This is a genomic window from Actinorhabdospora filicis (assembly GCF_030269765.1).
Lineage (GTDB): Bacteria > Actinomycetota > Actinomycetes > Mycobacteriales > Micromonosporaceae > Actinorhabdospora > Actinorhabdospora filicis.
Map to the genome: position 1 here is coordinate 1,924,491 of NZ_BSTX01000001.1, position 25,461 is coordinate 1,949,951.

Here is a 25,461-nt window from a genome sequence, read left to right on the forward strand (position 1 = left end):
GGGCGGAACCGGCGTGGCACGTCGGGCACTCGGCGTCGCCCCCTTCCGCCTCCGGCACCGTAGCGGCCCGGCGCCACCGGCGCCGCCCCCGTCAGATCACCGAAACGACCACGGGCGGCCCGTCCCCGGACCGCCCGTTCTTCATCGACTCGCCGTCTTCTTCCCTCGCCGACCCCTTGCGACTCGCGCGTCAGGCGCGCGCGTCCTCCCATTTCTCCGCCAGGAACTTGTACCCGTTGGCCTCCGATTCCAGCCACACGCCGAAGCCCTCGGTCTCCTCGCCGCGGCACCAGATCTTCTGGCGGCGGACGTCGACGACCACCGGTTCGGCGCCGGCGAAGATCTCCGGCATCGCCGCCCCTGCGAGGTAGAGCATGGCCTCGGCGTCGCCCGCGGGCAGCGGGTCGGCCTTCAGGTACAGCCAGAGCGCTTCCTTGCGCCCGTCGGGCCGGGCCAGCAGCAGGTGCGGCGTGGCCCGGACGGTCACCGACGGGTTGTGCCAGCGCCCGGTGTGGACGCGCAGGCAGCGCGTGCCGGTGAACTGCGGCAGGACCGCGAGCCAACCGTCCACGACCTGCTGGTAGTGCGCTTTCTTGTACTGCGGCGCCGCCTCCAGCACGGCCCGCAGGGTCTCCTCGTCGGTGCCGGTGCGCCGGCCGGAGACGATCGCGTTGAGGATTCGGCGGTAGAAGTCCCGAGCCGGGGAGTAGGGCTCGGTGTACTGCGTGAGCTGCCGTGTCACGACGTCGACCCGGGCAGCGCCGCGGGTCCGCAGGAAGTCGACGAATCCGTTGAGGGTGATCTCGAACTGGCTGGGCATTTATGTACCCCTCCCTCCGCGTCTGTACTCCTTACGGTATGCGAGGGGTACGACAGTTTTCCATGTGCGGAATCCGTTGCTAGCCTTCATTCGGATTCCTCCATGCGGAGGAAAACTTCGCACCTGGGGAGCGGGATGACGACGGTAGACGACGCCGCGGCGCTGGCCGAACTCGGCACCGAGCAGGCCGACGCGCGGTACGCGCACATCGACCGGATGAGCGTGGCCGAGCTGGCGGCGACCATGAACGACGCCGACGCGACCGTCGCGCAGACGGTGCACCGGGCGCTGCCGCAGATCGCCGCGGCGATCGAGGCCCTCGTCCCGCGCCTGGAGTCCGGCGGCCGCATCCGCTACTTCGGCGCCGGAACCGCCGGGCGCATGGCGGTCGTGGACGCCTCGGAGTGCCCGCCCACCTATGGCACCTCGCCGGAGTTCGTGAAGGCGATCCTGGCCGGCGGCCCCAGCGCCCTCGTCAACTCGGCGGAGGGGGCCGAGGACGACGAGGCGGCGGGCGCGGCGGCGGTGGACGCCGAGCGGGTCGGGCCGTCCGACGTCGTCGTGGGCATCGCCGCGTCCGGGCGCACCCCGTTCGTCCTGGCGGCCCTGGCGCGCGCCCGCGAACTGGGCGCCCTGACCATCGGCATCGCCTGCAACACCGGCTCGCGCCTGGCCGGCGAGGCCGACTTCGGCATCGACATCCCCGTCGGCCCCGAAGTCGTGGCGGGCTCGACCCGGCTCAAATCGGGCACCGCGCAGAAGATGGTGCTGAACATGATCTCGACGATCACCATGGTCCGCCTGGGCAAGACCTACGGCAACCGCATGGTCGACATGCAGATCCTGAACGAGAAACTCGCCGTCCGCGCCGCCCGCATGGTCGCCGAGATCACCGGAGTCGGCCTCCCCGAAGCCGAAGCCGCCCTCGCCCGCGCCGGACGCAACACCAAGCTGGCGGTGGTGATGCTGGAGCGCTCGGTCGACGTGGAGGAAGGCGCCGCACTGCTGGCACGGGCGGGCGGACGCCTGGGCGTCGCGCTCGGGGGGTGAAGCTCCGCGCGTCGCGCACAACGGGGTGGGCGGCGGGTGGGTGGGGCGGTGGGCTTTGCGTGGGGCGGTTGCTTCGTTCGTGGCGGGTGATGGTCGGCGGCACTCGGGGCGAGCCGGGCCGGTGGGGCTCGGTCGGCGAATGACTTCGCCTCACCCGCCGGCCGGTGGGGTCTCACGCCTGCGAGTTATCCACATTGAGGTGGTTATCCACAGGTTCCGCGATGGGCCGTTTGGTGGAGCACGCGTGAGGTGGGGTTACGTTCGCCCCAGCGGGGCGGGCTTCGGGCCCCCACCAACAGAGTCGGCGCGCGAAAACGGCACGCGCCGACCGTGACCAAGGCATGGTGGCCGTGACGGACGGGCGTGAGAACGGCGGGTGGCAGCCCCGTTGGCGCACGGGCGCGCGGCGGGCGATGCGCGCGCGGGCGGGCGGTCCGGTGAGCAAACAAAGCACAGTGGCCGACAGCCCTACAGACGTGTCGCGGCCCGCCCTAAGCGCCAGCCACACGAGCGTCCGTCCAGCCAGTCGCCCCGCTCACACCACCCCCTCACCCCCTCTCACCTCCCCCCGAAAACCGTGACCCCACCCCCATCCGCTTGCACTCCCCCGCCGAGAGTGCTAAACAAGTCATTGGCACTCGCCCCCCGTGAGTGCCAAGGTCGGGGTGGTGGGACCGTCCATACCTGGGCGGTCGTTATCGTCGCGGGCCATCCGCCCGACCGGAGACAGCTACACACCACGTGTCCTACCCGGGCACGTGACCCGTATCCGGAGGACCAAGCCAGATGGCCAAGATCATCGCGTTCGACGAGGAGGCCCGTCGCGGCCTTGAGCGCGGCATGAACATCCTCGCCGACGCCGTGAAGGTGACGCTGGGGCCGAAGGGACGCAACGTCGTCCTGGAGAAGAAGTGGGGCGCCCCCACCATCACCAACGATGGTGTGAGCATCGCCAAGGAGATCGAGCTCGAAGACCCGTTCGAGAAGATCGGCGCCGAGCTCGTCAAGGAGGTCGCGAAGAAGACCGACGACGTCGCCGGTGACGGTACGACCACCGCGACCGTCCTCGCGCAGGCGCTGGTCCGCGAGGGTCTCCGCAACGTGGCCGCGGGTGCGAACCCGATGGCGCTGAAGCGCGGCATCGAGAAGGCCGTCGCGGCCGTCGCCGAGGAGCTGGCGAAGATCGCCAAGGACGTGGAGACGAAGGACCAGATCGCGTCCACCGCCTCCATCTCCGCCGGTGACTCCACCGTCGGCGAGATCATCGCCGAGGCGATGGACAAGGTCGGCAAGGAAGGCGTCATCACCGTCGAGGAGAGCAACACCTTCGGGCTGGAGCTGGAGCTCACCGAGGGCATGCGCTTCGACAAGGGCTACCTGTCGGGTTACTTCGTCACGGACCCCGACCGCATGGAGGCGGTGTTCGAGGACGCCTACATCCTCATCGCCAACCAGAAGATCTCCGCGGTCAAGGACCTCCTCCCCACGCTGGAGAAGGTCATGCAGGCCGGCAAGCCGCTGGTCATCATCGCCGAGGACGTCGAGGGCGAGGCCCTGGCCACGCTCGTCGTGAACAAGATCCGCGGCACCTTCAAGTCGGTCGCCGTCAAGGCCCCCGGCTTCGGTGACCGCCGCAAGGCGATGCTGACCGACATCGCGATCCTGACCGGTGGTCAGGTCATCAGCGAAGAGGTCGGCCTCAAGCTGGAGTCCGCCACGATCGACCTGCTGGGCCGCGCCCGCAAGGTCGTCATCACCAAGGACGAGACCACCATCGTCGACGGTGCCGGCGAGGAGGACCAGATCGCGGGACGGGTCGCGCAGATCCGCAACGAGATCGACAACTCCGACTCCGACTACGACCGTGAGAAGCTGCAGGAGCGCCTGGCGAAGCTCGCCGGCGGTGTCGCGGTGATCAAGGTCGGCGCGGCCACCGAGGTCGAGCTCAAGGAGCGCAAGCACCGCATCGAGGACGCCGTTCGCAACGCGAAGGCCGCCGTCGAAGAGGGCATCGTCGCCGGTGGCGGCGTGGCCCTGGCACAGACCGCCGTGCACGCGTTCGAGAAGCTCGACGTGACGGGTGACGAGGCGACCGGTGTTCAGCTGGTCAAGCTGTCCCTGGACGCGCCGCTGCGCCAGATCGCCGTCAACGCCGGCCTTGAGGGCGGCGTCGTGGCGGAGAAGGTCCGCTCGCTGCCGACCGGCCACGGCCTCAACGCCGCGACCGGCGAGTACGTGGACATGCTGGCCGCCGGTATCCCCGACCCGGCCAAGGTGACCCGTTCGGCGCTGCAGAACGCCGCTTCGATCGCCGCGCTGTTCCTCACCACCGAGGCCGTCGTCGCCGACAAGCCGGAGCCGGCCAAGGCCGACGCCGCCGGCGGTGGCGCCCCGGACATGGGCTTCTAGACTCTCTAGAACCGCCTGTTCCCAGGCCCGAACCGGCCCGTCCCGCAAGGGGCGGGCCGGTTTCTTCGTCTCAGCCCTCCGAGAGGGTCAGCACGCCGCCGTCGCCGACGAGGCCCCGGAAGATCCGCAGCGAGAAGTCCCGGTCCTCCGCCGCCGCGTCCTCCAGCCCTGAACGCGCCCAGGACTCCAGGTCCTCCAGGGCGCGCGCGTGCAGGTAGTACGACAGGCGCGCCGGGTCGGGCTCGCGGCCGCCGTAACCGGCGAAGAAGGCCGCCTTGTCCGCCGCCGTCATCGCCGGATCGGCGATCCACCCGTAATGGAAGAACGACAGGTCGCGCTCGGCGGGCGCCATCGCCGCGCCGTCCCAGTCGATGAGCCACACCCCGCGCTCGTCCTGGATCACGTTGCCCAGGTGCGGGTCGCCGTGCGTCAGCACGTACGGGACGTCGCGGTCGAGGGTCGCGGCGAGCTTCTCGGTGCGGTCGGCCGCGGCGAGGATCCGCGCGGAGTTCGCCCGCCACACCACCGCGATCTCGTCGCCGAGACCGGACATGCGCTCGTCCATCACCCGGGTCGGCCCGGTGGCGATCGGCCGCCAGTCCTCCACCGGCAGCCCGCCGAGGGCGGACACGGCGTGGACGGCGGCCATCAGCTCGCCGTAGGCGCGCCAGCGCTCGCCCAGGACCTGACCCCAGCCGCCCTCGCCGGTGATCCACTCGGTCACCGAGAGCTCGCCGCCGTCCAGGACGAGGCACGCCCGCCCGTCCAGGGTCGGCACGGTCGCGGGCACGCCCGGCACGTGATGCGCCGAGAGGTGCGCGACGGCGTGCAGCCCGTGCGCGACGCCCGCCGCGCTGCGCTTGACGGCGTACACGCGCCCGTCGGGGGCCACGGCCCGCCAGACGGCGGCATCGGGGTCGTGTCCGCCGTCGGCGGCGGTGAGGACGGCGTCGAGGCCGTAGCGGTCGCGCAGGAGAGCGGTGAGATCCACGTCCGGATGATGTCCTCCCGTCCGATCCGCCGCCACTCGAATTCTTGATTCGCTCGCGATATATCGTTACAGTCTTCGACATGACTGTTCATGATGTCGTGACGGGCGCGCTCGCCCACATCACCGCCCACTACGTCGAGCGGGACATCGCCGCCGCCATGGACGCCCACGTCAAGCGCCGCCTGGCGCGGGGCGCCTACGACGCGCTGGACGGCCCGGACCTCTGCGCCGCCGTCACGAAGGACCTGCGCGAGGTCTACGACGACCGCCACCTCTCCCTCGACTGGCACGACGAACCCCGGCACGCCGCCGGGGACTGGCGCGAGCGCTTCCGGCGGGAGGGACAGGCCGTCCGGCGCGTCGAGCGGCTCGAACCGAACATCGGCCTGCTCGCGCTGGAGGGCTTCGGCGACCCGCGCGACACCGGTCCCGTCTACGAGGCGGTGTTCCGGCTGCTGGCGCACACCGAGGCGATGATCCTGGACCTGCGCGTCAACCACGGCGGCTGGCCGTGGAGCGCGGTGCAGCTCATCGGGTACTTCCTGGACGGCGAACCGGTGCGGCTGCGCGACATCCGCACCGCCGGCGAGGTCCGCCAGCAGTGGAGCCCCGCCGCGCTGCCCGGCCCCCGCTACACCGCGCCGCTGTGGGTGCTGACCAGCGCGAAGACCTTCTCCGGCGGCGAGGACGCGGCCTACACCCTCCAGAGCCTGGGCCGCGCGCGCGTCGTCGGGGAGACCACCGCGGGCGCGGCCAACGCGTTCGAGGTGTACCCGGTGACGGCGAACATCGACGCGTTCGTGCCCAATGAGCTGCTCGTGGACGCCCGCACCGGCGGCAACTGGGAGGGCGTCGGCGTCCGCCCGGACGTCCCGGTCGCGGCCGCCGACGCGCTGACCGCCGCGCTGGCCGAGGCGCGGGCGTGAGAACGGGCCCGCACCGGTGGCGCGGGCCCGTTCCTCAGTAGGTGTAGCCCAGCGGGAGGGCGTCCTTGAGCGAGGCCGGCTCGTCCTCGGTATCGAAACCGCCGCCCTGGTGCATGTCCCAGATGGAGACCTCGTACTTGCCGTCGATCTTCTGCCGCAGCACCATCAGCCCGTCACCGCCCTGGTAGGCGGCGCCCATGGTCCGGTCGTCGAAGTCGAGGTCGACGAGCTTGCCGTCCCGCAGCTCGAACAGCGAGTCGCCGCCGAAGCCGCGCAGGCCGTCCCCGAGCGTGCCGTTGAGGGTGGTGGTCCGCATCGTGAACCTGACCTTGCCGTCGGCGGTCACCATGGCCGCCGACATGTCCGTCGCGCGCCGCGAACCGGCGGTGTTCGGCACGTCGACGACGACCTTCCCGGACTCCAGCTCGATGCCTCGCAGGTGCGAGACCGAGCCGTCGATGAAGTAGACCATCAGGACGCCGCCCTGCTTCACCACGCGCGGCTGGCAGCCGTTGACCGTGAAGGACAGCTCGGTGTACTTGTTCGTCACGGGGTTGAAGAGACCGGACTTGCCCTCGGTGTTCGGGGTGATGAGGATGCGCCCGTCGGGCGTCCAGGCCGGGGTGCCGCAGAAGTTCCCCTCGTACACGTCCATCAGGTCACGGGCCTTGCCGGTGGCCAGGTCGCGCAAGCGCAGCTTCCCGCTGGTGGTGTTGTAGGCGACCGAACGGCCGTCGGGCGACACGTTCGCCGTCTCGAAGATCATGTCCTCGCCGCCCTTGTGGTCGGCGATGAGGGTCTTCGGCGACGAGCCGGGCTTCCAGCTGATCAGGCCGTTGTTCTCGGTGACGTAGAGGAACGCGCCGTCGATCCTCGGCGGCACGGTCACCTCGCCACCGCCCTCGGCGGTGGACGGGCCCGGCTCCACCGGCGCGCTCGCCGAGGGCGAGCCCGAGTCGGCGACGTTCACCCCGTCCCCGGGCGTCTTGGGCCAGAAGTTCGCCGCCCCGAAGACGCCCCCGGCCAGCAGGACCACGGCGAGCGTGGCGCCGACGGTGGCGCGGCGGACGGTGATCTGCCGGGACTGCTTGAGGGCCGCATCGGTCAGCTCGACCATGTCGACGTGTTCGGTGCTGTTGCGCAGAACGTCGCGGAGTCGGTCGGTCGACATCAGACGTTTCCCTTCATCGCGTCGGCCAGCTCGGGCAGGGCCTTCCGCAGGTGCCCGAGGGCGCGGAAAGTGTGCGTCTTGACGGTCCCCTGCGCACAGCCGAGGATCTCGGCCGTCTCGGCCACGTCGCGGTCTTCGAAGAACCGGAGGATGACGACCGCCCGCTGGGTCTTCGACAGTTGCAGGAGCGCCTTGCGGACGGTCAGTTGCAGGGCCACGTCCTCGGCGGAGTCGCCGCGGCTGGGCGTGTCGGCGATCGTCTCCGAAAGCTGCTCGTTCACCTTACGGCGACGCCACCAGCTGATCTGCTGGTGGTACATGATCTTCCTGGTGTAGGCCGGGGCGTTGCCTTCCTCGATCCGCCGCCAGGCCCGGTGGGTGCGGGCGAGCGCGGTCTGGACGAGGTCTTCGGCGAGGTGCTGGTCCCCCGTGATGAGGAACGCCGCACGCAACAGCGACGGCGTGTGCGTGCGAGCGAATTCGGTGAATTCGGCCGCGATATCGGGCATCTAGGGCTCCCCCGCGGGTGGTTGCGGACTGTCGATCCCCTAGACGCCGAGGTCGGCGCACGGGTTGACACCGGTTTCGTCACGGGATGGTCACGGTGTCACCGGAAGGAACCGTGGCGATACCGGGCCGGTGGCGGAATGCCTTGCCGTGTAGGCGAACCGGGCGCGTCCGATGTGGACGCACCCGGTTCGCGTGGAGACCACCGTCACGGATAAGAGCGTCCACGCCGCGTATGCGGCCAGCAGGAGCGCCAGCGCGCCGAGGACGATGAGGACGGCCCGCCGCAGGGCGGCCCGCCGTGATTCCCGGATGGCCGCCCGCGCCAGGTCGACCAGGTCGACGTGTTCGGTGGAGTCGTGCATGATCGATCGGAGGCGGTCGACTGGCATCAAGGGGATCGCTCCGGCTCGGGTCGGGGCGGGCCCGGCCGGGTCCGCTCTCACCTACTAAGACGATGGTCCGCCCGCGCCGGTTGACACCTCAGGGGACGTAGACGAGGAGGTCGGCCTCGATGAGGTCGACGGGTTCGTTGACGCGCTCGCTGACGCCGTTGCCGAAGTAGCCGGCGTGGCACATGATGGCCACGCCGTTCTGGGTGAGTTCGCGGAAGGCGACGCAGGTCTGCCCCTGGGCGTTCTTCGGGCCCCGTGGGATCACGTCCATGATGCCGTTGTCGGTGGGCGGGTCGGGGAACATCCGGATCTGGTCGCCGAGGGCGGTCTCCATCATCACCGTGCAGGAGAGCGGGCGCGGGGGGACGGTGGTCAGGGGGTCCTTGGAGGTCGTCGCGCAGAACTGGATGAGGGTGTCGGGGATGAGGACCGCGAGGCCGGTGACCCGCATCCGGGGCATGATCGCGGTGTAGTTCTCGCCCCCGCTGCCGCGGATGCGCTCCCCGTCGGTGGTGACCCAGATGAGGTCGAGGCCGGACTGGTAGCGGAACTGCGGGTGGCAGCCGTCCACCTCGTAGCCGATGGGGTACGGGTTCCCGGGATCCTCGACGTCGACGAGCCAGAGCCCCTCCATCTCGCGGGGGGACACCAGGAGGGAACGCGAGTCGGGTGCCCACACCGGTTCGACGCAGGTGAGGTTGGGACTGTAGGCGAGCAGTTTCCTGGGCGTTCCGCCGCGGGTGGGAACGACGGTGAGCATCATGTCGTCGTCGACGTAGGCGAGGTACTTCCCGTCCGGGGAGACCGAGGCGGTCGCGCGGTGGTACCCGCCGCCGTCCAGGATCTTCTCCGGGACGCCGGCCACCCGCCAGCGCCAGACGCTCCCGTCGGGCTTGAGGTAGTAGAAGGCGCCGGTGTAGGCCGAGGCCGACGGAGAGGGTGACGGCGATGGGCTGATCGCCGGTTCCGGGCGCGCGTCCGTCCCGGGCCCGAGGACGGCGATGAGCCCGGCGAGGACGCCGAGCACGGCGATCACCGCCACCGCCGCCTGCCGGGCGCGGGCGCGGCGGGTCCGCCGGACCGCTCCCGCGACGAGGGGCGCCGGGTGCGCCTCGTCGGCCATGTCGCGCAGGATCCCGCGCAGCCGGTCCGCCGACATCACGCGTCCCCTTCCATCAGTTCGGCCAGTTCGGGGAGCGCTTCGCGCAGGTGGGCCAGGGCCCGGAAGGTGTACTTCTTGACCGTCCCGGGCGAGCAGCCCAGGACGGCGGCGGTGCCGGCGACGTCGAGGTCTTCGAAGAAGCGCAGGACGATCACGGCCCGCTGCTGCCGGGACAGGTCCATGAGGGCGTTGCGGACGGTGAGCCGGAGAGCGACGTCGGGGACGCGCGCGGGCGTGCGGTCGGCGATGACGTCGGTGAGGTGCTCGCGGACGCGGCCGCGCCGCCAGCGGGAGACCTGGAGGTGGTACATGGCCTTGCGGGTGTAGGCGATGGGGTCGCCGACGCGCCGCCAGTGCCGGTGGGTGCGTGAGAGCGCCGACTGGACGAGGTCCTCGGCGTGGTGCTGGTCGCCGGTCAGCAGGTACGCCGAGCGGATGAGCGCGGGTGTGTGCGCGCGGGCGAAGACGGCGAAGTCCGTCTCTGCTTCGGGCATCGATCCCCCCGTGGGGTGGGGACGTGGTCCCCGTGGGTGGGCAGTGTCCCCCACTAGACGCCGCGCGGTCACCGGCGGTTGTCAGCCGCGGGCGGGGAAAGTCAGCCGGGCACGAAACCCAGGAGCAGGCTGCCGTCGGGCAGGTCCGGTTCGCCGATGCGCTGGATCTCGGCGCCGGTGCCGTCGTGCAGGCGCAGGGTCGAGCCGCCGCCGTTGGTGGCGGTGCGGGTGACGAAGGAGTTCTGCAGCATCAGCGCCTCGCTGAACGGCTCGCCGACCTCGATGCGCTGGAAACCGCCGCTCCACATGCCGATCGCCTGGCAGGTGCGGGATTGTGAGCCGGTGAGGTTCCCGGGCTTGGTCCCGGCCGGGACGAGCCCGACGCAGACCAGCCCGCCGTCGGGCGAGACGTCGGTGACCTGGTCGAGCAGGACGTCGCCGGGCAGCGCGTCCCAGGCGACGCTGCTGGTGATGACGCCTTCGAGGGTGGCGCGCGCGACGCTCTGCGAGGTGGCGGCGTAGGCGGTGAAGGTCAGTTCGACGTCACCGGTCGGGCCGTAGGACGGGTAGGTGTGGCAGCCGCGGGACTCGGCCGAGACCTGCGTGTAGCTGTCGTCGGCGACGTCGACGAAGCCGAGGGGGCCGCTGGTGCCGCCGGGACCGGTCGCCACCAGGAGCCGGTCGGCGGTGGGCGTCCAGGTGGGGATGTTGCACAGCTGCCCGTCGGGCACCTCGATCGACTCGTGGCGGGTGCCGGCGATCAGGTCGCGCAGTTGGAGCCTGCCCTTCTCGACGCTGCTGAGGTAGCGGCCGTCGGGCGAGAGCTGCTCGGTGCCGGTGGCGGGGAGGTCCCTGGCCACGACCGTCGTGGTGGCCGCGCCGGCCGTCCAGCGCAGGACCTCCATGGTGCCGCCGGTCGCGGCCTCGGCGAGGTAGAAGAAGGTCCCCTTGTCCATGGAGGTGATACCGCCGAGGGCGTCGGTGGCGGAGTCGGTGTAGTTGAGGCCCTCGCTGGAGGAGGCCGTCGGCCCGGCCATGTCCCCGGCCAGGTCGCGCGGCGGGGGGAGCGAGCCGCCCGGCAGCATCGCGTTGACGCCCAGGACGAGCGCGAAGAGGACGACGGCGGCGGTGCCCATGCCCGCCACGACGCGACGCGCGCGCAGCCGCCGTGAGGCGGACAGCGCGCGATCGCGCAGATCGGCCGGTTCGACGGCGTCGGCGAGGTCCCGCAATCCCTCACCGAGGCTTCTCAGCGTCATCGACACTCACTCCAGGTAGCCGTGGCCGCCGGTCGGCGGGCCGCGCGTCACCCATCAAGATGCCGGACGATGCCGAGCGGGTTGCCGCCCATGTGGAGGACTTCTCAGGGCACGAAAGTGAGCAGTGCGGCCCCGGACAGCGAGTTCGGTTCCTCGACGGTGCGGGTCGCCTCGAACCCCGCGAGGTCGATGACGGTCCCGTCGTCGTCGCGGGTGGCGATGAGCTCGGCGCGCACCAGTACGGTCTTGCCCGACACCAGCAGGCGCAGCGCGACCTCGGTCCCGTCGGCCGGGATCGCCTGGGTGCCCAGGTCGGAGGGCCCGATGCTCGGCCCGTCGCTCGCGCCGCCGCTCGGGCCGGTGCTCGGATCGCCGCTGGGCCCGTCGTAGGGGATCGACAGCAGCGACTCGGACATGGTGAAGACCGCGCCGACCAGCGTCGCCCCCTCCACCGGCAGCGTCACCTGCTGGTCGAGGCCGCCGCGGGTGGCGAAGGAGTCGCAGCTGAGCGTGCGTCCGGTGGCCGCCTCGGTGGACAGGCACATGAGCGAGCCGTCGTGGTTGACCGTGACGGGGACCGCCGACAGCGAGGGCAGATCGGTCGCGGCGGCGAACTCGGCGCCGTCCTCGCGGTCGATGTAGGTGACCCGGTCACCCTGTTCGGAGACGGCGACGTAGCCGGCGAAGCCGTCGGAGTACTGGACGAGCCGCACGTGGCAGCCCACCGGGCGCCGGACCTGGCTGACGATGGTGCTGCCGGGGACCAGGTCGACCAGCTGCGCGGAGGTCTCGGTGGACAGCAGCACCGACATCGAGTCGGGCGACCACGCCGGTTCCAGGCAGGTGTCGCCGACGCCCTGCACGGAGGTCACCTGCGACTGGTCGGCGAGGTTCGTCACGATCATCGCCGACTCGTCGTAGTAGGCGGCGTAACGGCCGTCCGGGGAGACCGACACGGTGGTCCCGAAGCGCTCGTCGCCGCTCAGCACGCGCTCGGGCGCGGCGCCCTCGGTCCACGAGTAGACCGCGTAGGCGCCGTCCGGCTCGTTCTTCAGGTAGAAGCCGGTGCCCTGCTCGACGCCGTCGGCGGAGTCGAAGACCCCGGCCGGCGGGACCTTGTCGCCGCCGCGCCACAGCAGGCTGCCGCCCACGATCAGCGACGCCACCAGGCACATCGCGCCGCCCATCGCCACCGCCGCCCGGCGGGCCCGCAGCCTGCGGGAATGCCGGATGGAACGGTCGCGCAGGTCGACGATCTCGACGTCGCCCGCCAGCTCCCTGAGCCCGTTGGACAGATCCTTCATCATCCCTACAGTCGCCCTTCGAGCAGTCCGGCCATGCTCGGCATCAACTGTCGCAGGCGGCCCAGCGCCTTCGCCGTCTGGCTCTTCACCGTGCCGGTGCTGCACCGCAGGATCTGCGCGGTGTCCTCCACCGAGCGGTCCTCGTAGAAGCGCAGGACGATCACGGCACGCTGCTTGTCGGTGAGCTGCGCGAGGGCCTTCTGCAACGTGATTCTCATGTCTGCGGCGGCGGCCACGTCCGGTTCGGGCAACGGCTCGGTCGGGCTGGTCCCGAGCCATTCACGGATGCGGCGGCGGCGCCAGGTGGCGACCTGAAGGTGGTACATCGTACGGCGGACGTAGCCGAAGGGGCTCTCGTCGATGCGGTGCCAGGAACGGTGCGCGCGGGCGAGCGCCGACTGCACGAGATCCTCCGCGTGGTGCTGGTCGCCGGTCAGAAGATAGGCGGTGCGCAGCAGCGTAGGCGTGTAGGCGCGGACGAACTCGTCGAAATCGTCCGCCGGTGCACTCATACTGGCTGTTCTCCGGGGTGCGCGGTGGAATTCCACCTGTGTAGACGTGTCTGGGGGGCCTTCAGGTTGCCCTGGAATCCTGAGCAATTTTCCAGGTCGTGTCCAGTGGCCCCCGCGCGGTGATCAACGGATGTGGCCTGAGCCCCTAAGATCGGGCCCATGCTGCTTGAGGTCATCGCGCTGGACGCCGCCGACGCCGCCGCCGCGCAGGCGGGCGGAGCCGACCGTTTGGAGGTCGTTTCGGACATCGCCGCCGACGGCCTGTCCCCTTCGCGCGAGACCCTCGCGGCCATCCGCGAGGCCTGTGACCTGCCGCTTCGGGTGATGCTGCGGCGCCAGGCCGGGTTCTTGCCGGGCGACCTGGACGCGCTGCGGGCCGCGGCGGTGGAGCTTGACGCGGTGATGGGCGAGCGCGACGGTTTCGTCCTGGGCTTCCTGGACGCCGGGGGCGAGGTCGACCTGGACGCCACCCTCGCGGTGGCGGGGGCGGTGCCGTCGCGGCGGTGGACGTTCCATCGCGCGGTCGATCACGCCGCGTCCTACGCGCGGGCGTGGGAGACGATCGGCGGGCTGCCGGGCCTGGACCAGGTGCTGACGGCGGGTTCGGCGGCGGGCGTCGGCGAGGGCCTGGGCGCGCTGGCCGCGCACGCGCGTCCCGGGCTGGCGATGGCGGGCGGCGGGCTGCGGCCGGAGCACGTCCCGGCGCTGGTCGACATGGGTGTGCGCGCGTTCCACATCGGGGGCATGGCGCGGCCGGGCTGGGACCGTCCGGTGGAGGCGGAGCTGGTGCGGCGCTGGCGCGGGACGGTCGACGCGGGCGCGCTCGGCGTGGCCTGAACGACGCCTTAGCGGCCGAAATCGGCGCGAAACGGGTGTTACTGCTGTCAAGCTGAGGTATGAGCGGTGACTCCATGAGCGGCGGCGCGGTCAACGCCCCCGCGAAGCACGGCGCGACGATCCTCGTGGCGGTGGCGGCGGCCCTCGGCGGCTTCCTCTTCGGTTTCGACACCAGCGTCATCAACGGCACCGTCGACGCCGTGCAGGCCGAGTTCGGGATCTCCTCGACGGTCCTGGGTTTCGTGGTGTCCTCGGCGTTGCTGGGGTGCGCGATCGGCGCGTGGTTCGCCGGGCCCATCGCCGACAAGTACGGGCGGCTGCGGGTGATGATCGTGGCGGCGTGCCTGTTCGCGATCAGCGCGATCGGTTCGGCGCTGGCCTGGGACGCGGCGAGCCTGGCGGGCTGGCGCGTGATCGGCGGCCTGGCGATCGGCGCGGCCTCGGTCATCGCGCCCGCCTACATCGCCGAGATCTCCCCGGCGGAGATGCGCGGGCGGCTCGGTTCGCTCCAGCAGCTGGCGATCGTGACGGGCATCTTCGCCGCGCTGCTCATCGACTACGTGCTGGCCGAGTCGGCGGGCGGCGCCTCGGGGACGGTCCCGTGGGGCGGGACGGCGTGGCGGTGGATGTTCGCCTCGGCGGTGCTGCCCGCCGCGGTCTACGGCGTCCTGGCCCTGCAGATCCCGGAGTCGCCGCGCTACCTGGTGAAGATCAACCAGGTGTCGACGGCCAAGGAGGTCCTGCGCAAACTCGTCGGCGGCAACGTCGACGAGCGCATCAAGGAGATCGCGCGCTCGCTGGCCGGGCAGAAGGCGGTCCACCTGCGGGACCTGCGCGGCCCGGTGGTGGGACTGCTGGGGATCGTGTGGGTGGGCATCCTGCTGTCGGTGTTCCAGCAGTTCGTGGGCATCAACGTGGTCTTCTACTACTCTTCGACGCTGTGGCAGTCGGTCGGTTTCAGCGAGTCGGACGCGATGCTGACCTCGGTGATCACCTCGATCACCAACATCGTCACGACACTGGTGGCGATCGCGCTGGTCGACCGGATCGGCCGCAAGCCGCTGCTGCTGATCGGCGCGGCCGGCATGACGGTGACCCTGGCGCTGATGACGGTGGCGTTCTCCACCGCGACCGTCGTCGGCGACGAACCGCAACTGACCGGCGGCTGGTCCACCACCGCGCTGATCGCGATGAACGCCTACGTGTTCTTCTTCGGCTGCTCGTGGGGGCCGGTGGTGTGGGTCCTGCTCGGCGAGATGTTCAACAACAAGATCCGCGCGACCGCCCTGGCGGTGGCCGCCGCCGCGCAGTGGCTGGCGAACTGGCTGATCTCGACGTCGTTCCCGATGCTGGCGAAGGTCGGCCTGGGCCTCGCCTACGGGCTGTACACGGTCTTCGCGCTCCTCGCGTTCGTGTTCGTGTGGAAGGCGGTGCGCGAGACGAAGGGCCGCGAACTTGAGGACATGGCGTGAACCGGCGTGACGTGTGGCGGTTCGTCCGCAAATGGGTCCTGGCCAGCGACGTCGGGATCGTCTACTCGATCCTCCTGGCGATCGTGCTGGTGGTGCTCCAGCTGGTGCCCGACTCCGTCCACGACCACGTGGTGGCCTTCACCAGCACCAACCTGCGCAACCTGCGCGTCCACCCCCTCACCGTGCTGGTGACCAGCGCGTTCGTGCTGCCCTCGTGGTCGGGGCTGTGGCTGCAGATCCCGATGATCCTGGTGGTCTTCTCGATCGTGCAGCCCCTCCTCGGCCGCGCGATCCTGATCATCACCGCCGCCTTCGGCCACATCGGCGCGACCCTGCTGGTGTCGGTGCTCCTGCGCTCGGGCATCAGCAAGGGCCTGGTCGACCCCGCCGTCCGGCTCGCCTCCGACGTCGGCGTCAGCTACGCGCTCGTCGGCGTCGCCGGGATCGTCGTCGCGTGGTTCGCCACCGTCCACATGAAGCTGGTGTACATCGCGCTGGTGAGCATGTACCTGCTCGGGTACGTGGTGTTCTCGCGGACCTTCACCGACGTCGGGCACCTCAGCGCGTGGTTCATCGGGCTGTGCGTGGCGTGCGTGATCGGAGCGGCGCGGCGGAGGCCGCTGGCGGGATAGGGACATGGGTGAGGCCGCCGGCGGGCCGTGACGGCCGCGCGGCGGCATCTCACCGGCCCGGCCTGCCCCGCCCGGGTACGGGCACGGCCTCGGGCACTGGGGCGGGGCGGCGTTCGGACGCCCGGGCCCACTCCAGCCGGTGGCCGCAGGTGCGAGGGCGGCCGCGGTGTGGCGGGTGTGCGCACCATCGGGCTCCCGCTTGACGCGCCCGGCCCCACCGCGAGGTCGGCCCACTCCGGCCGGTGGCCGCGCGGCGCACGGAGGGCGCGGGGACGACACGTGAGCGGGTGGCGTGCGGCCGCATCTCACCCGCCCGGCCCGATCGACCACGGCCACCGGGATCGGACGCGGGGCAGTGGACATGACGTGAAGCGACGCTCAGCCGACACGACCCTGCCGCCCGGCCCGCCGGGCCGACGCCCGCGAGGCGCGTGGGCGGATGGTGCATGGGTGGGCGCTGGGTGGGTGGGCTGCGTGCGAGTGGGTTGCGTGTGCGTGGGTGCTGTCTGAGCGGGCCGCGTGCGCGGGCGATGTCCGGCACCGCCCCCACGGCGAACGGCCCCGGGCCTTGCGGCCCGGGGCCGTTCCACTCCGCCAGTTCGCCCGAGGGCGCCTACTTGTTCGCGATCGCGTCCGCCTCGCTGACCATCTGCTGGGTCGACAGGCCTTCCTGCCGTCCGCGCAGTTCGGCGTAGGTGACCAGGATGCCCGCCACCGCGAAGATCGCCAGGGGCAGCATCGCCACCGCGCGGACGATCTCGATGATCAGGACGCCGATGAAGCCGCCGAAGCCGACGGTGCCGTCGTTGCCGATGATGGCGCCCTCGATGAGGCCGACGGGGATGCCGATGACGCAGCCGTAGACGAGGGCCGCCACGAAGATCACCAGGACCCGCGACAGTGCCCGCCCGAAGTCGGCGTGGGTCAGTTTGAAGCTGCGGACGAAGGGGTTGCCGCCCTCGAAGACGAAGGCGGGCGCCAGCACCGACAGCGCGATGGCCAGGTAGACGCCCGGCAGGAAGCAGGCGCACAGGCCGATCGAGATGGCGATGGACGCCAGGATCGTCCAGCCCCACATGGGCAGCGCGCGCCCGAAGCCGTAGGACATCGACTCCCCGAAGGGCACCTGGACGCCGGGTGTGCCCTCGCGGACGGCGGCGCGGATGGCGCCGACGACGGCCGCGGCGGCGAGGAAGCCGGTGATCACCCACGCGAGCAGGCCCCAGAGGCCACCGCCCACGTAGGCGCCCCAGTCCCAGTTGTCGTTGGCGTCGCGGCCGATCGGGCCGACGGAGGTGTTCACCGTCGTCCCGAGCGCGATGCTGGGGATCACCGCGCCGACCAGCATGATCATGCCGATCGATTTCCAGCTGCGCTTGAAGACGCCCTGGACGCGGTTCATCCACGTGTTGAAGTCGGTGGGCACGATCGGGTCGTACGGGTCGGACGGCCCGTAGCCCCCGCCGGTGCCGGGCGGCCAGTAGCCGCCGCCGGCACTGCCTCCACCGCCACCGCCGGTGGGCGGGGGCGGGGTGTAGGGCTCGCCGTAGCTGGACGTGCCGTACGCGCCGGACTGCGGGGGAGTCTGCGAGGGGTAGTCGCCGCTTCCGGTGCCGTACGTGGAGGCCGAGGGGCCGTAACTCGCGGGGGGCTGCTGCTGGTACGAGCCGGTGGAGGGTTCCGGCGCCCGGTAGGGCGGGTACTCCGGCTCGGGCGGGTAGACCGCGGGCTCCGGCGGAGGCGGTGGGGGCGGAGGGGGTGGCGCGTAGTCCCCGTGCCGCGGCGGCTGGTACTCGCCCGGGTGGGGCTGCGCCGGGTAGCCCTCGGAAGCCGGCGGCTGCGGCGGCTGGTACGGCGCCGCGTACGGGTCATCGGGACCTTGCGTCCCGCCAGGAGGCGGTGGCGGAGTTGTCATATCGGCAAGCTAGCAACTCAAAAGCCGCCATTCAGGACATATGGCAATGATGATCTTTGTTCATCAAGATCCACGCCTTATCACCCGTCGCCGGACACGCCGAGGCCGGGGCACCCCCTGGGAGCCCCGGCCTCGGGTAGGTCTGAGTCTGACCCGGGTCAGCCGATGACCCGGACGTTCTCCGCCTGCGGGCCCTTCTGGCCCTGCGCGACGTCGAACTCGACGCGCTGACCGTCGTCAAGCGAACGGTATCCGTCGACCTGGATCGCCGAGAAGTGGACGAAAACGTCCGCCCCGCCGTCCACGGCGATGAAGCCGTAGCCCTTCTCGGAGTTGAACCACTTGACGGTGCCTTGTGCCACTGTGCACTTCCCTTGCTCTGCATGCACCGGACTCGCGGCGCGGGTCCGGGATCGCCCCCACCGCCGGCGCACCCACACCAGCGGTGGACTTGCTTCCGCGTCAAGGACGACCGTGTCGCACGCTACACGAGCGGCGCCCGCCTGGCTAGGTACGCCGCGTGCGTGTAGACGTTGGATCTTGTTCCGGAAAGACCGGTTTTGTGCGGTCCCACATGGGCGGAAAGCACCACTCGGCGTCTCTGTCGGGTAACGGACGGCGTCGGGCGGCAACCCTTTCGGCACGGGCCTAAGACTTCGACAAACGTCGATGGACTCCGGTGGGCGGCCACCCACCGGAGTCCCGCTGTCACGCTTCTTCGCGGGCCGTGTGACGGCGGCTCTGGACGACCCGGAACCGGTTGGCCACATAGGCTCCGTCGGTCAGCGCCGAGTTGGCGGCGGGGTTGCCGCCCGAGGCGTGGAAGTCGGAGAACGCCGCCGACTGGTTGACGAACACCCCGCCGGTCAGGTTGACCGACAGGTGGGTGTAGACGTCCTGCGCGGCCCGCTCCACCTCGTCCAGGACCTCCTCGGAGGTCGAGTAGACCCCGGCGGTCAGCGCGCCCCTCGCCGAAACCACATCGCGGAAAATCCGGATCGACTCGGCCGTGTCGGCGGTGGCGACGATGAACGCGATCGGGCCGAACCACTCCTCGCCGTAGACGTCGGAGTCGCCCGCCGAGAGCTTCACGATGAGCGGGGTGCGGACCACCGCGTCGGGGTACACCGGGTGCTCAAGGGGCTGCGAGGCCAGCAGCACCTCGCCCAGCTTCTCCGCCCGCGCCAGCCGGTCCAGGACCGCGTCGTTGACGATCGCGCCGGTCAGGTCCACCGCGCGCGCGGCGTCCCCGGTCAGCTTCGCCACCGAGGCCGTGATCGCCCCGGCGACCTCCTCGAAGGACACCTTGCCCTCGGGGGTGTCGATGCCGCCGGCCGGGATGAGGATGTTCTGGGTGGTGGTGCACATCTGCCCGCTGTAGAGGGCCAGGGTGAACCCGAGGTTGCGGGCCAGGCCCTTCAGGTCGTCGGTGGAGTCGATGATGACGGTGTTGACGCCCGCCTTCTCGGTGTACACCTGCGCCTGGCGCGCGTTCTCCTCCAGCCAGTCGCCGTAGGCGGTGCCGCCGGTGAAGTCGACGATCCTGACCGCCGGGTCGACGGCGAGGGCCGAGGCGACCTTGTCGCCGGGGTCCTCGGCGGCCAGCGTCACCAGGTTCGGGTCGAACCCGGCCTCGGCGAGCACCTCGCGGGCGTGCCGGACGGTGATCGCCAGCGGCAGGACCGCGCCCGGGTGCGGCTTGACGATCACGGGGTTGCCGGTGACCAGGGAGGCGAACAGGCCCGGGTAGGAGTTCCAGGTCGGGAACGTGTTGCAGCCGATGACCAGCGCGACGCCCCGCGGGACGACGTGGAAGGTCTTGGTCAGCACGAGCGGGTCGTGCTTGCCCTGCGGCTTCTCCCAGTGGGCGGTGCCGGGGGTGCGGGTCATCTCGCTGTAGGCGTAGGCGATGGCCTCCAGCGCGCGGTCCAGGGCGTGCGGGGCCCCGGCCTGGAAGGCCATCATGAAGCCCTGGCCGGTGGTGAACTGGACGGCGTTGGCCATGGTGAAGGAGTCGGCCGACAGCTTCGCCAGGATCTCCAGGCACACTCCCGCGCGGACCGCCGGTCCCGCGTCCCGCCAGGCCGGCTGCGCCGCGCGGGCGGCGGCGACCAGCGCCCCGGCGTCGGCGCGCGGGTAGCGGACGTCGAGGGCGATGCCGTACGGGCTGCGCTCGGTGGCCACCACTCCCTGGCTGCCGGGCTGGTCGAGCGGGAAGTCGGCGCCGAGGTAGGACTCGAAGCGCGCCTTCCCTTCGTCGGCGGCGGTTTCTCCGTACACGCGGGGACTGGGCGACTCAGGGTAGGCCGACCAGTACCCGCGTTCACCGATCGCCTGAAGGGCGCGGTCGAGGAGGTCGCGGTGCTTCGTGAGCATCGGGTGCGTCATATTGGCCATGATGCCGCAGTCGCCGGGCGTTGGCACCGCGCACACCATGGCACTTCGGGTGATCGGGTGGTCAGGCCTTGTGTTGCAGGTTGAGCTCGTAGGAGTGCGGGCGGTAGCCGAGGGCCCGGTTGACCGCGATCATCGGGGCGTTGTCCTCGGCGTTGTTGGTGTCGATCAGCCGCAGCCCGGGGTGCTCGGCGGTGCCCCGGCGCAGGTTCGCCAGCTTCACCAGCAGGCCGAGGCGGTGGCCGCGGTGGTCGGGGTCGACCACGGTGATGGCCTGCGCGGCGCGGGTGGTGTCGATCGGGGAGACCGAGATGAAGGTCCAGGCGACCAGCCGGCCGCTCTCCTCGTGCCGGGCGGCGGCGTGGACCAGCGGGGTGCCGGTCGCGGCGGCCTGGCGGGCGCGCTGGCGGATGAGCTCCGGGTTGGGCGGCTCGGGTTCGACGTCCATGTCCCCGGTGGGCATGTCGGCGGTGAGCCGGTACTCCAGGTGGGCCAGGTCGTCGACGTACTCCTCGGGCAGCTCGTGCCCGGGGCCCTCCAGCCAGGTGACGAAGGTGTAGCCGTCGGCGTGCGCGGCGGCCTTCGCCTCCAGTTCCTCGTGCGCGCCCGGTTCGACGGTGTCAAGGTCGAGGCGGGACAGCAAGGTGGTCTGGGCGACGGTGTAGCCCATCGCCTCGCCGAAGCGCACGCCCGCCGGGTCGATCTCGGCGCCGCCCTCGATGGGCGCGCGGGCGCTGCTGAGCACGGTGGTGCGGCCCTCGGCGGCGGCGAAGTCCAAGAGGAAGTCGTGCATGGCGCGCCCGCGTCCGGCCCGCCGGTACCAGGGGACCACACCGACGAAACCAAGGGCCATATGACGGTTGGCCTCCTGCGGCAGGTCGACGGACAGGTGCCCGACGACCTTGCCGTCCTCACGGGCCAGCCATTCGTGCCGGGTGACGCCCGGGCGGGAGACACCGGCGGTGGTTCGCACCCGCTCGCGGGTGGGTTTCACGGTGATGCCCGGGAGGTGCAGCGCCGTGCGGACGGAGAAGTAGTCCTCGAAGTCGACGGGATCGTCGGCTCGGAACGGGGTGATCTGCACTCAGATCTCCTTCTGATAGTTGTGGACCAGACAGAAGATACGGAAGCCGAGCGCGTCGTTGATCGCGATCATGTGGGCGTTCTCGTCGGCGTTGCGGGTCTCGATGGTGCGCAGATCGGGGCACGCGGCCCGGATCGCGGCCAGGTTCTCCAGCTTGACCAGGGTGCCGAACTTGCGGCCGCGGTGCGCGGGGTCGACCACGGTGATGTTCTGGTAGGCGAAGGTGCCGCCTTCGCCCGGGTGGAGCATCAGCACGGTCCAGGCGACGATGTCGCCGCTCTCGACGTGCCGGACGGCGGCGTTGAAGCAGCGCATGTTCTGGAGGCCGGAGCGCTGCGAGCGGGCGCGGATCGCCTCCGGCTCGGGCTCGGTGCGCGGCTTCATGTCGATGTCGCCGTGGGGGGCGTCGGTATCCATGCGCAGTTCGAGGCGCGCGAGGCCGTCGACGTACTCCTCGGGGTGGGGGCCGGACGTGCCGTCCTCCCAGACCAGGACCTCGTAGCCGTCGAGCCGGGTCCGGCAGTCGGCACTGAGGGCGGTCAAGACGTCATCGTCGAGGTCCTCCAGGTGGAGACGACGGCATACTTCCGTCATCGCTCGTGTCATTCCGGTGGCTTCGGCGAAGGCGGGGCCGGGCGACTCCCGGCCGGGGTTCTCGCGGACCTGGGCGAGCCAGGTGGTGCGGCCGTACTCGCGCATCTTCGCCTCGACGGCGTCGCGCAGGGCGGTGCCCACGCCCCGGCGGCGCCAGCCGAGGTTCACCCATCCCTCCAGGTGGACGAAGTGCGTGTTCACCGTGTCGGGCATGAACATCAGGGCCGCGCCGACGACGGTGCCGTCGGCGACGGCGGCCAGGAACTCCGCCCGCGCGCCGTGCGGCGGGGTGGCCAGGGACCGGGTGGCGTCCTCCAGCGAGGGCGCCGGTATGCCCGGCTGGTCCACCGGAATGGCCTCGGCCCAGCCGTCGTAGAGCGACCGCATGAGGTCGGCGTCGTCCGCGGTGAAGGTCTTGATGTCAAGAGTGACTGCGCTCGGAGTGCTCATGCAGTCATTCTGACGGCACTTTGCGCCAGGCGCAAGACCCGGGCACGCGAAAGGCCCCGACCGCATCGCGATCGGGGCCCGTTCGTACTAATCGGCGCAGCTAGACCTTGGCCTGGCCGACCTTTGCTTGGAAATGCACCATCCGGTCGAGGTCCACGTACCCCATGCGCCGGTTCACCGCGAGCATCGCCGCGTTGGTCTCGGCGTTGAACGTGGTCACCGTGGCCAGCGCCGGCCAGATCCGGCGCGCGAAGGACAGGTTGGCGCGCTTGAGCAGCAGCCCCAGGCCCGCGCCCCGGTGCTCGGGCAGGACGACGGTGATGCCCTGCTCGGCGTGCGTCCCGCCGGTCAGCTCGATGGTGCTCCAGCCGATCAGCCGGTCGCCGTCGCGCAGGGCGGTGTGGACGGCGGTGGTGCCGGTCTCGCGAGAGACCGCCGCCGCCTCCAGCAACCGCTCCGGCGTCCACACCTCGGGGGTGACGTCGAGGTCCCCGGCGGGCGCGTCGGCGTCCAGGCGCGTCATCAGCCGCGCCAGCTCCGGCAGCCACTCGGCGGGCGGATCGCCGGGCACGCCGTCCACCCAGCGCACCAGGCGGCCGTCGTCCACAGGCTCGTCCACAGGCCCCACGGTCAGCTCGCTGCGGATGTCGACCAGCGCGACCTCCATGTCCATGGCCGCGCAGAAGGCCTCCCCGGCGCGGTCGCGGACCAGCGGCGAGCCCGGCGCCGGAGCCAGCACGTTGACCAGGATCAGCGTGCGGCCCAGGGCCTGGGCGCGCTCGCGGGTGAGCTCGAACAGGGCCCGCCCGATGCCGCGCCGCCGGAAGGCGGGCGCGACCTGGCCCTCCAGCTCGACGGTGTGCGTGTTGTCCTCGCCCGGCAGGAACAGCAGGGCCGCACCGGCCAGCTCCTCCCCCTCGAACCAGCCCCAGTACTCGGTGGTCTTGCCCGGCTGCGGGTGGGCCAGCAGGGCGGCGAGCCGCTCGGCGGGGATCGGCGGCCGGTCGGGCCGGTCGTTGGCGTCGGCGGCGGCCCGGACGGCGGCGTAGGCGGCCATGTCGGGACCGGTGAAGTCGAGGCGGCGGATCACGCGGCCACCACCTGGTAGTAGCCGTCCACGCCGGCCGTGGCGAAGCCGAGGGCCTCGTTGACGCGCCAGATCTTCTCGTTGGCCAGCGCGTTGGTGGCCACCACCGAGGTCGCGTCGGGCGCGACGCTGCGGGCCTGCTCCAGGTTGGCCAGCTTCACCACCGTGCCGAGCCGGTGTCCCCGGTGTTCGGGGTGGACGAGGGTGATCAGCTGCATGAGGCGCTCGCTTCTTCCGTCGTGGCGCAGGGTGGTGACCGCGATGAGGCGGCCGGTGGCGCGCTCGCGCGCGCCGGTGGAGATGCGCACCTGCCCCAGCGAGGCGGCCAGCTCGGAGAGCTCGATGACGCGCTCGGGCGAGTAGGCGGTGGGCTCGACGGCCAGGCCGCCGCTGGGGGCGTCGGTCGACAGGCGTCCCATGAGATCGGCGAGATCGGCGACCAGCGAGTCCGGGACGGGCCCGGCCGCGCCGTCCAGCCAGTGCACGAGGTCGTAGCCGGGCACCGGGGTGGGCTCGGCGAACTCGCGGCCCAGGTCCAGGACGCTGACCCGCTCGGCGTGCACGCGCTCCATGCCCATCGCCGTCAGGAACGGCTCGCCCGGCCCCCCGTCCCCGGCCGTGGCGGTGAGGACGGTCCGGCCCAGCGCGAGGCTCTCGGCGAGCGCGCGCTCGTAGAGGGCCCGCCCGAGTCCGCGGCGGCGCAGGCCGGGGTGGACGACGCCGTGCAGCGCGGTCCGGTGCCGGTTGTCGCGCTGCGACAGGCGCAGCCGGACGAATCCGGCGACGCGCCCGTCGGCCTCGGCGACGAGGGTCTCGCCGGTGGTGCCGTCCCTGGGGGTGGCCAGGTAGGCGGCGATGGAGGCCCGGGGCGGGGGCGGGAACAGCCCGCCCTCCTCCTCGGCGAAGAGCCCGGCCAGTTCGTGGATCGCGTCGTGGTCGGCCGCGGTGACCGGGCGGATCGTCACCGCTCTTCCCGGGACGCCAGTTCGGTCTGGAAGACCGAGGAGCGCTGGTGCAGGGTGAAGCCCATGGCCTCGTTGACGGCGATCATGTACGTGTTGTCGGCGGCGTTGTCGGTGAGGACGGTGGCCAGGCCCGGGTACAGGCTCCGCGCGTAGTTCAGGTTCTCGGTCTTGAGGACCATGCCGAGGCGGTGGCCGCGGTGGGCGGCGGCGACCATGGTGATGCCCTGCGAGGCGGTGTCCTCGCTGCCGCGCTTGAAGGACAGCTTGGTCCAGCCGGCCACCTCGCCGGTGGCGGTGTGGCGGACGACGGCGTTGACCACGGTCCGGCCGAGGCGACCGGCGTGCTCGACGTCGGCGATGACGCGGGCGGCGTCGTAGTCCATGTCCTCCACGGCGAGGCCGCCGGTGGGCATGTCGGACTGGAAGCGGCCGAGGAGGGCGGCGATCCCGTCGGCGAGTTCGGTGGGCATGGGCCCGGCGAGGCCGTCGGCCCAGGTGACGAGGTCGTAGCCGGTGGCCTTCTGCCAGGCGTGGAGGCGTTCCTTCTCCCAGATCTGCGGGTCGAAGGAGGTCACGTCGAGGCGGTAGTAGTTCTCGTTGAGGACCTCGTCCCAGCCCAGGGCGGTGAACATGGCGGTGGCGCCGGGGTCGCCGGGGCCGTCGCCGACGGGGTTCTTGGTCTCCACGACGAGGGTGCGGCGGCCGAGCTCGGCGACGTGGGCGCGGGCGGCGTCCACCAACGCCCTGCCGTGCCCACGTCGCCGAAGCGAGGGGAGCACCGCGCCGGAGATCTCGGCGAGGTGCGTGTTGTCGCGCGTCCAGGTCGTGACGGTGGTGTAACCGGCGATGCGGCCGGTCTCGTCGCGCACGACGAGGGTGTCGACCCGTTCGCCCTCGGCCGCGTGGGTGAGACCGGCGGTGAAGGACTCCCGGTCCAGCAGCAGCGGGCCGCCGTGGTCGACGGGGTGGGCCTCGGTGGCGATCGCGTGCAGCGCGGCGGCGTCGGACGGGGCGAACGGGGTGACACTCAT

At 71.4% G+C, this 25,461-nt stretch carries 24 protein-coding genes; 6 read left to right on the forward strand and 18 right to left on the reverse strand.

The window, feature by feature from the left end:
* Nucleotides 1-190 precede the first annotated feature (190 nt).
* Nucleotides 191-820, reverse strand: coding sequence for a hypothetical protein (locus QSK10_RS09020; protein ID WP_285662160.1), 630 nt, complete (start codon nt 818-820; stop codon nt 191-193).
* 135 nt (nt 821-955) lie between these two features.
* Here QSK10_RS09020 and murQ point away from each other — a divergent pair, with 135 nt between their 5' ends.
* Both murQ and groL read left to right on the forward strand, forming a co-directional pair.
* Nucleotides 956-1,870, forward strand: coding sequence for an N-acetylmuramic acid 6-phosphate etherase (gene murQ, locus QSK10_RS09025; protein ID WP_285662161.1), 915 nt, complete (start codon nt 956-958; stop codon nt 1,868-1,870).
* A 786-nt stretch (nt 1,871-2,656) separates the two neighbouring features.
* A complete protein-coding gene (gene groL, locus QSK10_RS09030; protein WP_285662162.1) occupies nt 2,657-4,279 on the forward strand; it encodes a chaperonin GroEL in 1,623 nt (540 codons plus the stop codon).
* A 70-nt stretch (nt 4,280-4,349) separates the two neighbouring features.
* On the opposite strand, the gene QSK10_RS09035 is transcribed toward groL, so the two are convergent.
* Entirely contained in the window at nt 4,350-5,270 is a 921-nt protein-coding gene (locus tag QSK10_RS09035; RefSeq protein WP_285662163.1) for a phosphotransferase enzyme family protein, read from the reverse strand.
* Between the two features lie 80 nt (nt 5,271-5,350).
* Here QSK10_RS09035 and QSK10_RS09040 point away from each other — a divergent pair, with 80 nt between their 5' ends.
* A complete protein-coding gene (locus QSK10_RS09040; protein WP_285662164.1) occupies nt 5,351-6,196 on the forward strand; it encodes a S41 family peptidase in 846 nt (281 codons plus the stop codon).
* Between the two features lie 34 nt (nt 6,197-6,230).
* Here QSK10_RS09040 and QSK10_RS09045 read toward each other — a convergent pair whose 3' ends face one another.
* From QSK10_RS09045 to QSK10_RS09080, 8 genes are all read right to left on the reverse strand, one after another.
* Nucleotides 6,231-7,367, reverse strand: a complete 1,137-nt coding sequence (locus QSK10_RS09045; RefSeq protein ID WP_285662165.1) for a hypothetical protein — start codon at nt 7,365-7,367, stop codon at nt 6,231-6,233.
* Complete coding sequence (locus QSK10_RS09050; RefSeq protein WP_285662166.1) at nt 7,367-7,876, reverse strand: SigE family RNA polymerase sigma factor; 510 nt, start codon at nt 7,874-7,876, stop codon at nt 7,367-7,369. The genes QSK10_RS09045 and QSK10_RS09050 overlap by 1 nt, the downstream gene beginning before the upstream one ends.
* A 90-nt stretch (nt 7,877-7,966) precedes the next feature.
* Nucleotides 7,967-8,266: a hypothetical protein gene (locus QSK10_RS09055; protein ID WP_285662167.1), complete on the reverse strand. Its 300-nt coding sequence runs from the start codon at nt 8,264-8,266 to the stop codon at nt 7,967-7,969.
* 91 nt (nt 8,267-8,357) lie between these two features.
* Entirely contained in the window at nt 8,358-9,428 is a 1,071-nt protein-coding gene (locus tag QSK10_RS09060) for a TolB family protein (protein WP_285662168.1), read from the reverse strand.
* Nucleotides 9,428-9,925: a SigE family RNA polymerase sigma factor gene (locus QSK10_RS09065; protein WP_285662169.1), complete on the reverse strand. Its 498-nt coding sequence runs from the start codon at nt 9,923-9,925 to the stop codon at nt 9,428-9,430. Before QSK10_RS09065 ends, QSK10_RS09060 begins: the two co-directional genes overlap by 1 nt.
* 101 nt (nt 9,926-10,026) lie before the next feature.
* Nucleotides 10,027-11,184 carry a hypothetical protein gene (locus QSK10_RS09070; protein ID WP_285662170.1) on the reverse strand — a complete coding sequence of 386 codons (1,158 nt, stop codon included), beginning with the start codon at nt 11,182-11,184 and terminating at the stop codon, nt 10,027-10,029.
* A gap of 104 nt (nt 11,185-11,288) precedes the next feature.
* The gene (locus QSK10_RS09075; protein WP_285662171.1) at nt 11,289-12,488 is read right to left on the reverse strand and encodes a hypothetical protein; all 1,200 of its coding nucleotides are present in this window, start codon (nt 12,486-12,488) and stop codon (nt 11,289-11,291) included.
* A 5-nt stretch (nt 12,489-12,493) separates the two neighbouring features.
* Entirely contained in the window at nt 12,494-13,000 is a 507-nt protein-coding gene (locus QSK10_RS09080) for a SigE family RNA polymerase sigma factor (RefSeq protein WP_285662172.1), read from the reverse strand.
* 159 nt (nt 13,001-13,159) lie between these two features.
* On the opposite strand from QSK10_RS09080, the gene QSK10_RS09085 reads away from it, so the two are divergent.
* The 3 genes from QSK10_RS09085 to QSK10_RS09095 are packed head-to-tail and all read left to right on the forward strand — an operon-like array spanning nt 13,160 to nt 15,941.
* On the forward strand, nt 13,160-13,837 hold the full coding sequence (locus QSK10_RS09085) for a copper homeostasis protein CutC (protein WP_285662173.1): 678 nt from the start codon (nt 13,160-13,162) through the stop codon (nt 13,835-13,837).
* A 59-nt stretch (nt 13,838-13,896) separates the two neighbouring features.
* Complete coding sequence (locus QSK10_RS09090) at nt 13,897-15,309, forward strand: sugar porter family MFS transporter (RefSeq protein WP_285662174.1); 1,413 nt, start codon at nt 13,897-13,899, stop codon at nt 15,307-15,309.
* On the forward strand, nt 15,306-15,941 hold the full coding sequence (locus QSK10_RS09095) for a rhomboid-like protein (RefSeq protein ID WP_285662175.1): 636 nt from the start codon (nt 15,306-15,308) through the stop codon (nt 15,939-15,941). Before QSK10_RS09090 ends, QSK10_RS09095 begins: the two co-directional genes overlap by 4 nt.
* Before the next feature lie 613 nt (nt 15,942-16,554).
* Here the strand turns inward: QSK10_RS09095 and QSK10_RS09100 are convergent.
* The 8 genes from QSK10_RS09100 to QSK10_RS09135 all read right to left on the reverse strand — a co-directional run bounded on the left by QSK10_RS09100 (nt 16,555) and on the right by QSK10_RS09135 (nt 25,461).
* Nucleotides 16,555-17,856: a hypothetical protein gene (locus tag QSK10_RS09100; RefSeq protein ID WP_285662176.1), complete on the reverse strand. Its 1,302-nt coding sequence runs from the start codon at nt 17,854-17,856 to the stop codon at nt 16,555-16,557.
* A gap of 158 nt (nt 17,857-18,014) precedes the next feature.
* Nucleotides 18,015-18,218, reverse strand: a complete 204-nt coding sequence (locus tag QSK10_RS09105; protein ID WP_285662177.1) for a cold-shock protein — start codon at nt 18,216-18,218, stop codon at nt 18,015-18,017.
* A 346-nt stretch (nt 18,219-18,564) separates the two neighbouring features.
* The gene (paaN, locus tag QSK10_RS09110; protein WP_285662949.1) at nt 18,565-20,253 is read right to left on the reverse strand and encodes a phenylacetic acid degradation protein PaaN; all 1,689 of its coding nucleotides are present in this window, start codon (nt 20,251-20,253) and stop codon (nt 18,565-18,567) included.
* A 61-nt stretch (nt 20,254-20,314) separates the two neighbouring features.
* Nucleotides 20,315-21,334: a GNAT family N-acetyltransferase gene (locus QSK10_RS09115; protein ID WP_285662178.1), complete on the reverse strand. Its 1,020-nt coding sequence runs from the start codon at nt 21,332-21,334 to the stop codon at nt 20,315-20,317.
* Complete coding sequence (locus QSK10_RS09120) at nt 21,335-22,378, reverse strand: GNAT family N-acetyltransferase (protein WP_285662179.1); 1,044 nt, start codon at nt 22,376-22,378, stop codon at nt 21,335-21,337.
* Between the two features lie 100 nt (nt 22,379-22,478).
* Nucleotides 22,479-23,468: a GNAT family N-acetyltransferase gene (locus tag QSK10_RS09125; protein WP_285662180.1), complete on the reverse strand. Its 990-nt coding sequence runs from the start codon at nt 23,466-23,468 to the stop codon at nt 22,479-22,481.
* Nucleotides 23,465-24,430 carry a GNAT family N-acetyltransferase gene (locus QSK10_RS09130; RefSeq protein ID WP_285662181.1) on the reverse strand — a complete coding sequence of 322 codons (966 nt, stop codon included), beginning with the start codon at nt 24,428-24,430 and terminating at the stop codon, nt 23,465-23,467. Before QSK10_RS09130 ends, QSK10_RS09125 begins: the two co-directional genes overlap by 4 nt.
* A complete protein-coding gene (locus tag QSK10_RS09135; RefSeq protein WP_285662182.1) occupies nt 24,427-25,461 on the reverse strand; it encodes a GNAT family N-acetyltransferase in 1,035 nt (344 codons plus the stop codon). Before QSK10_RS09135 ends, QSK10_RS09130 begins: the two co-directional genes overlap by 4 nt.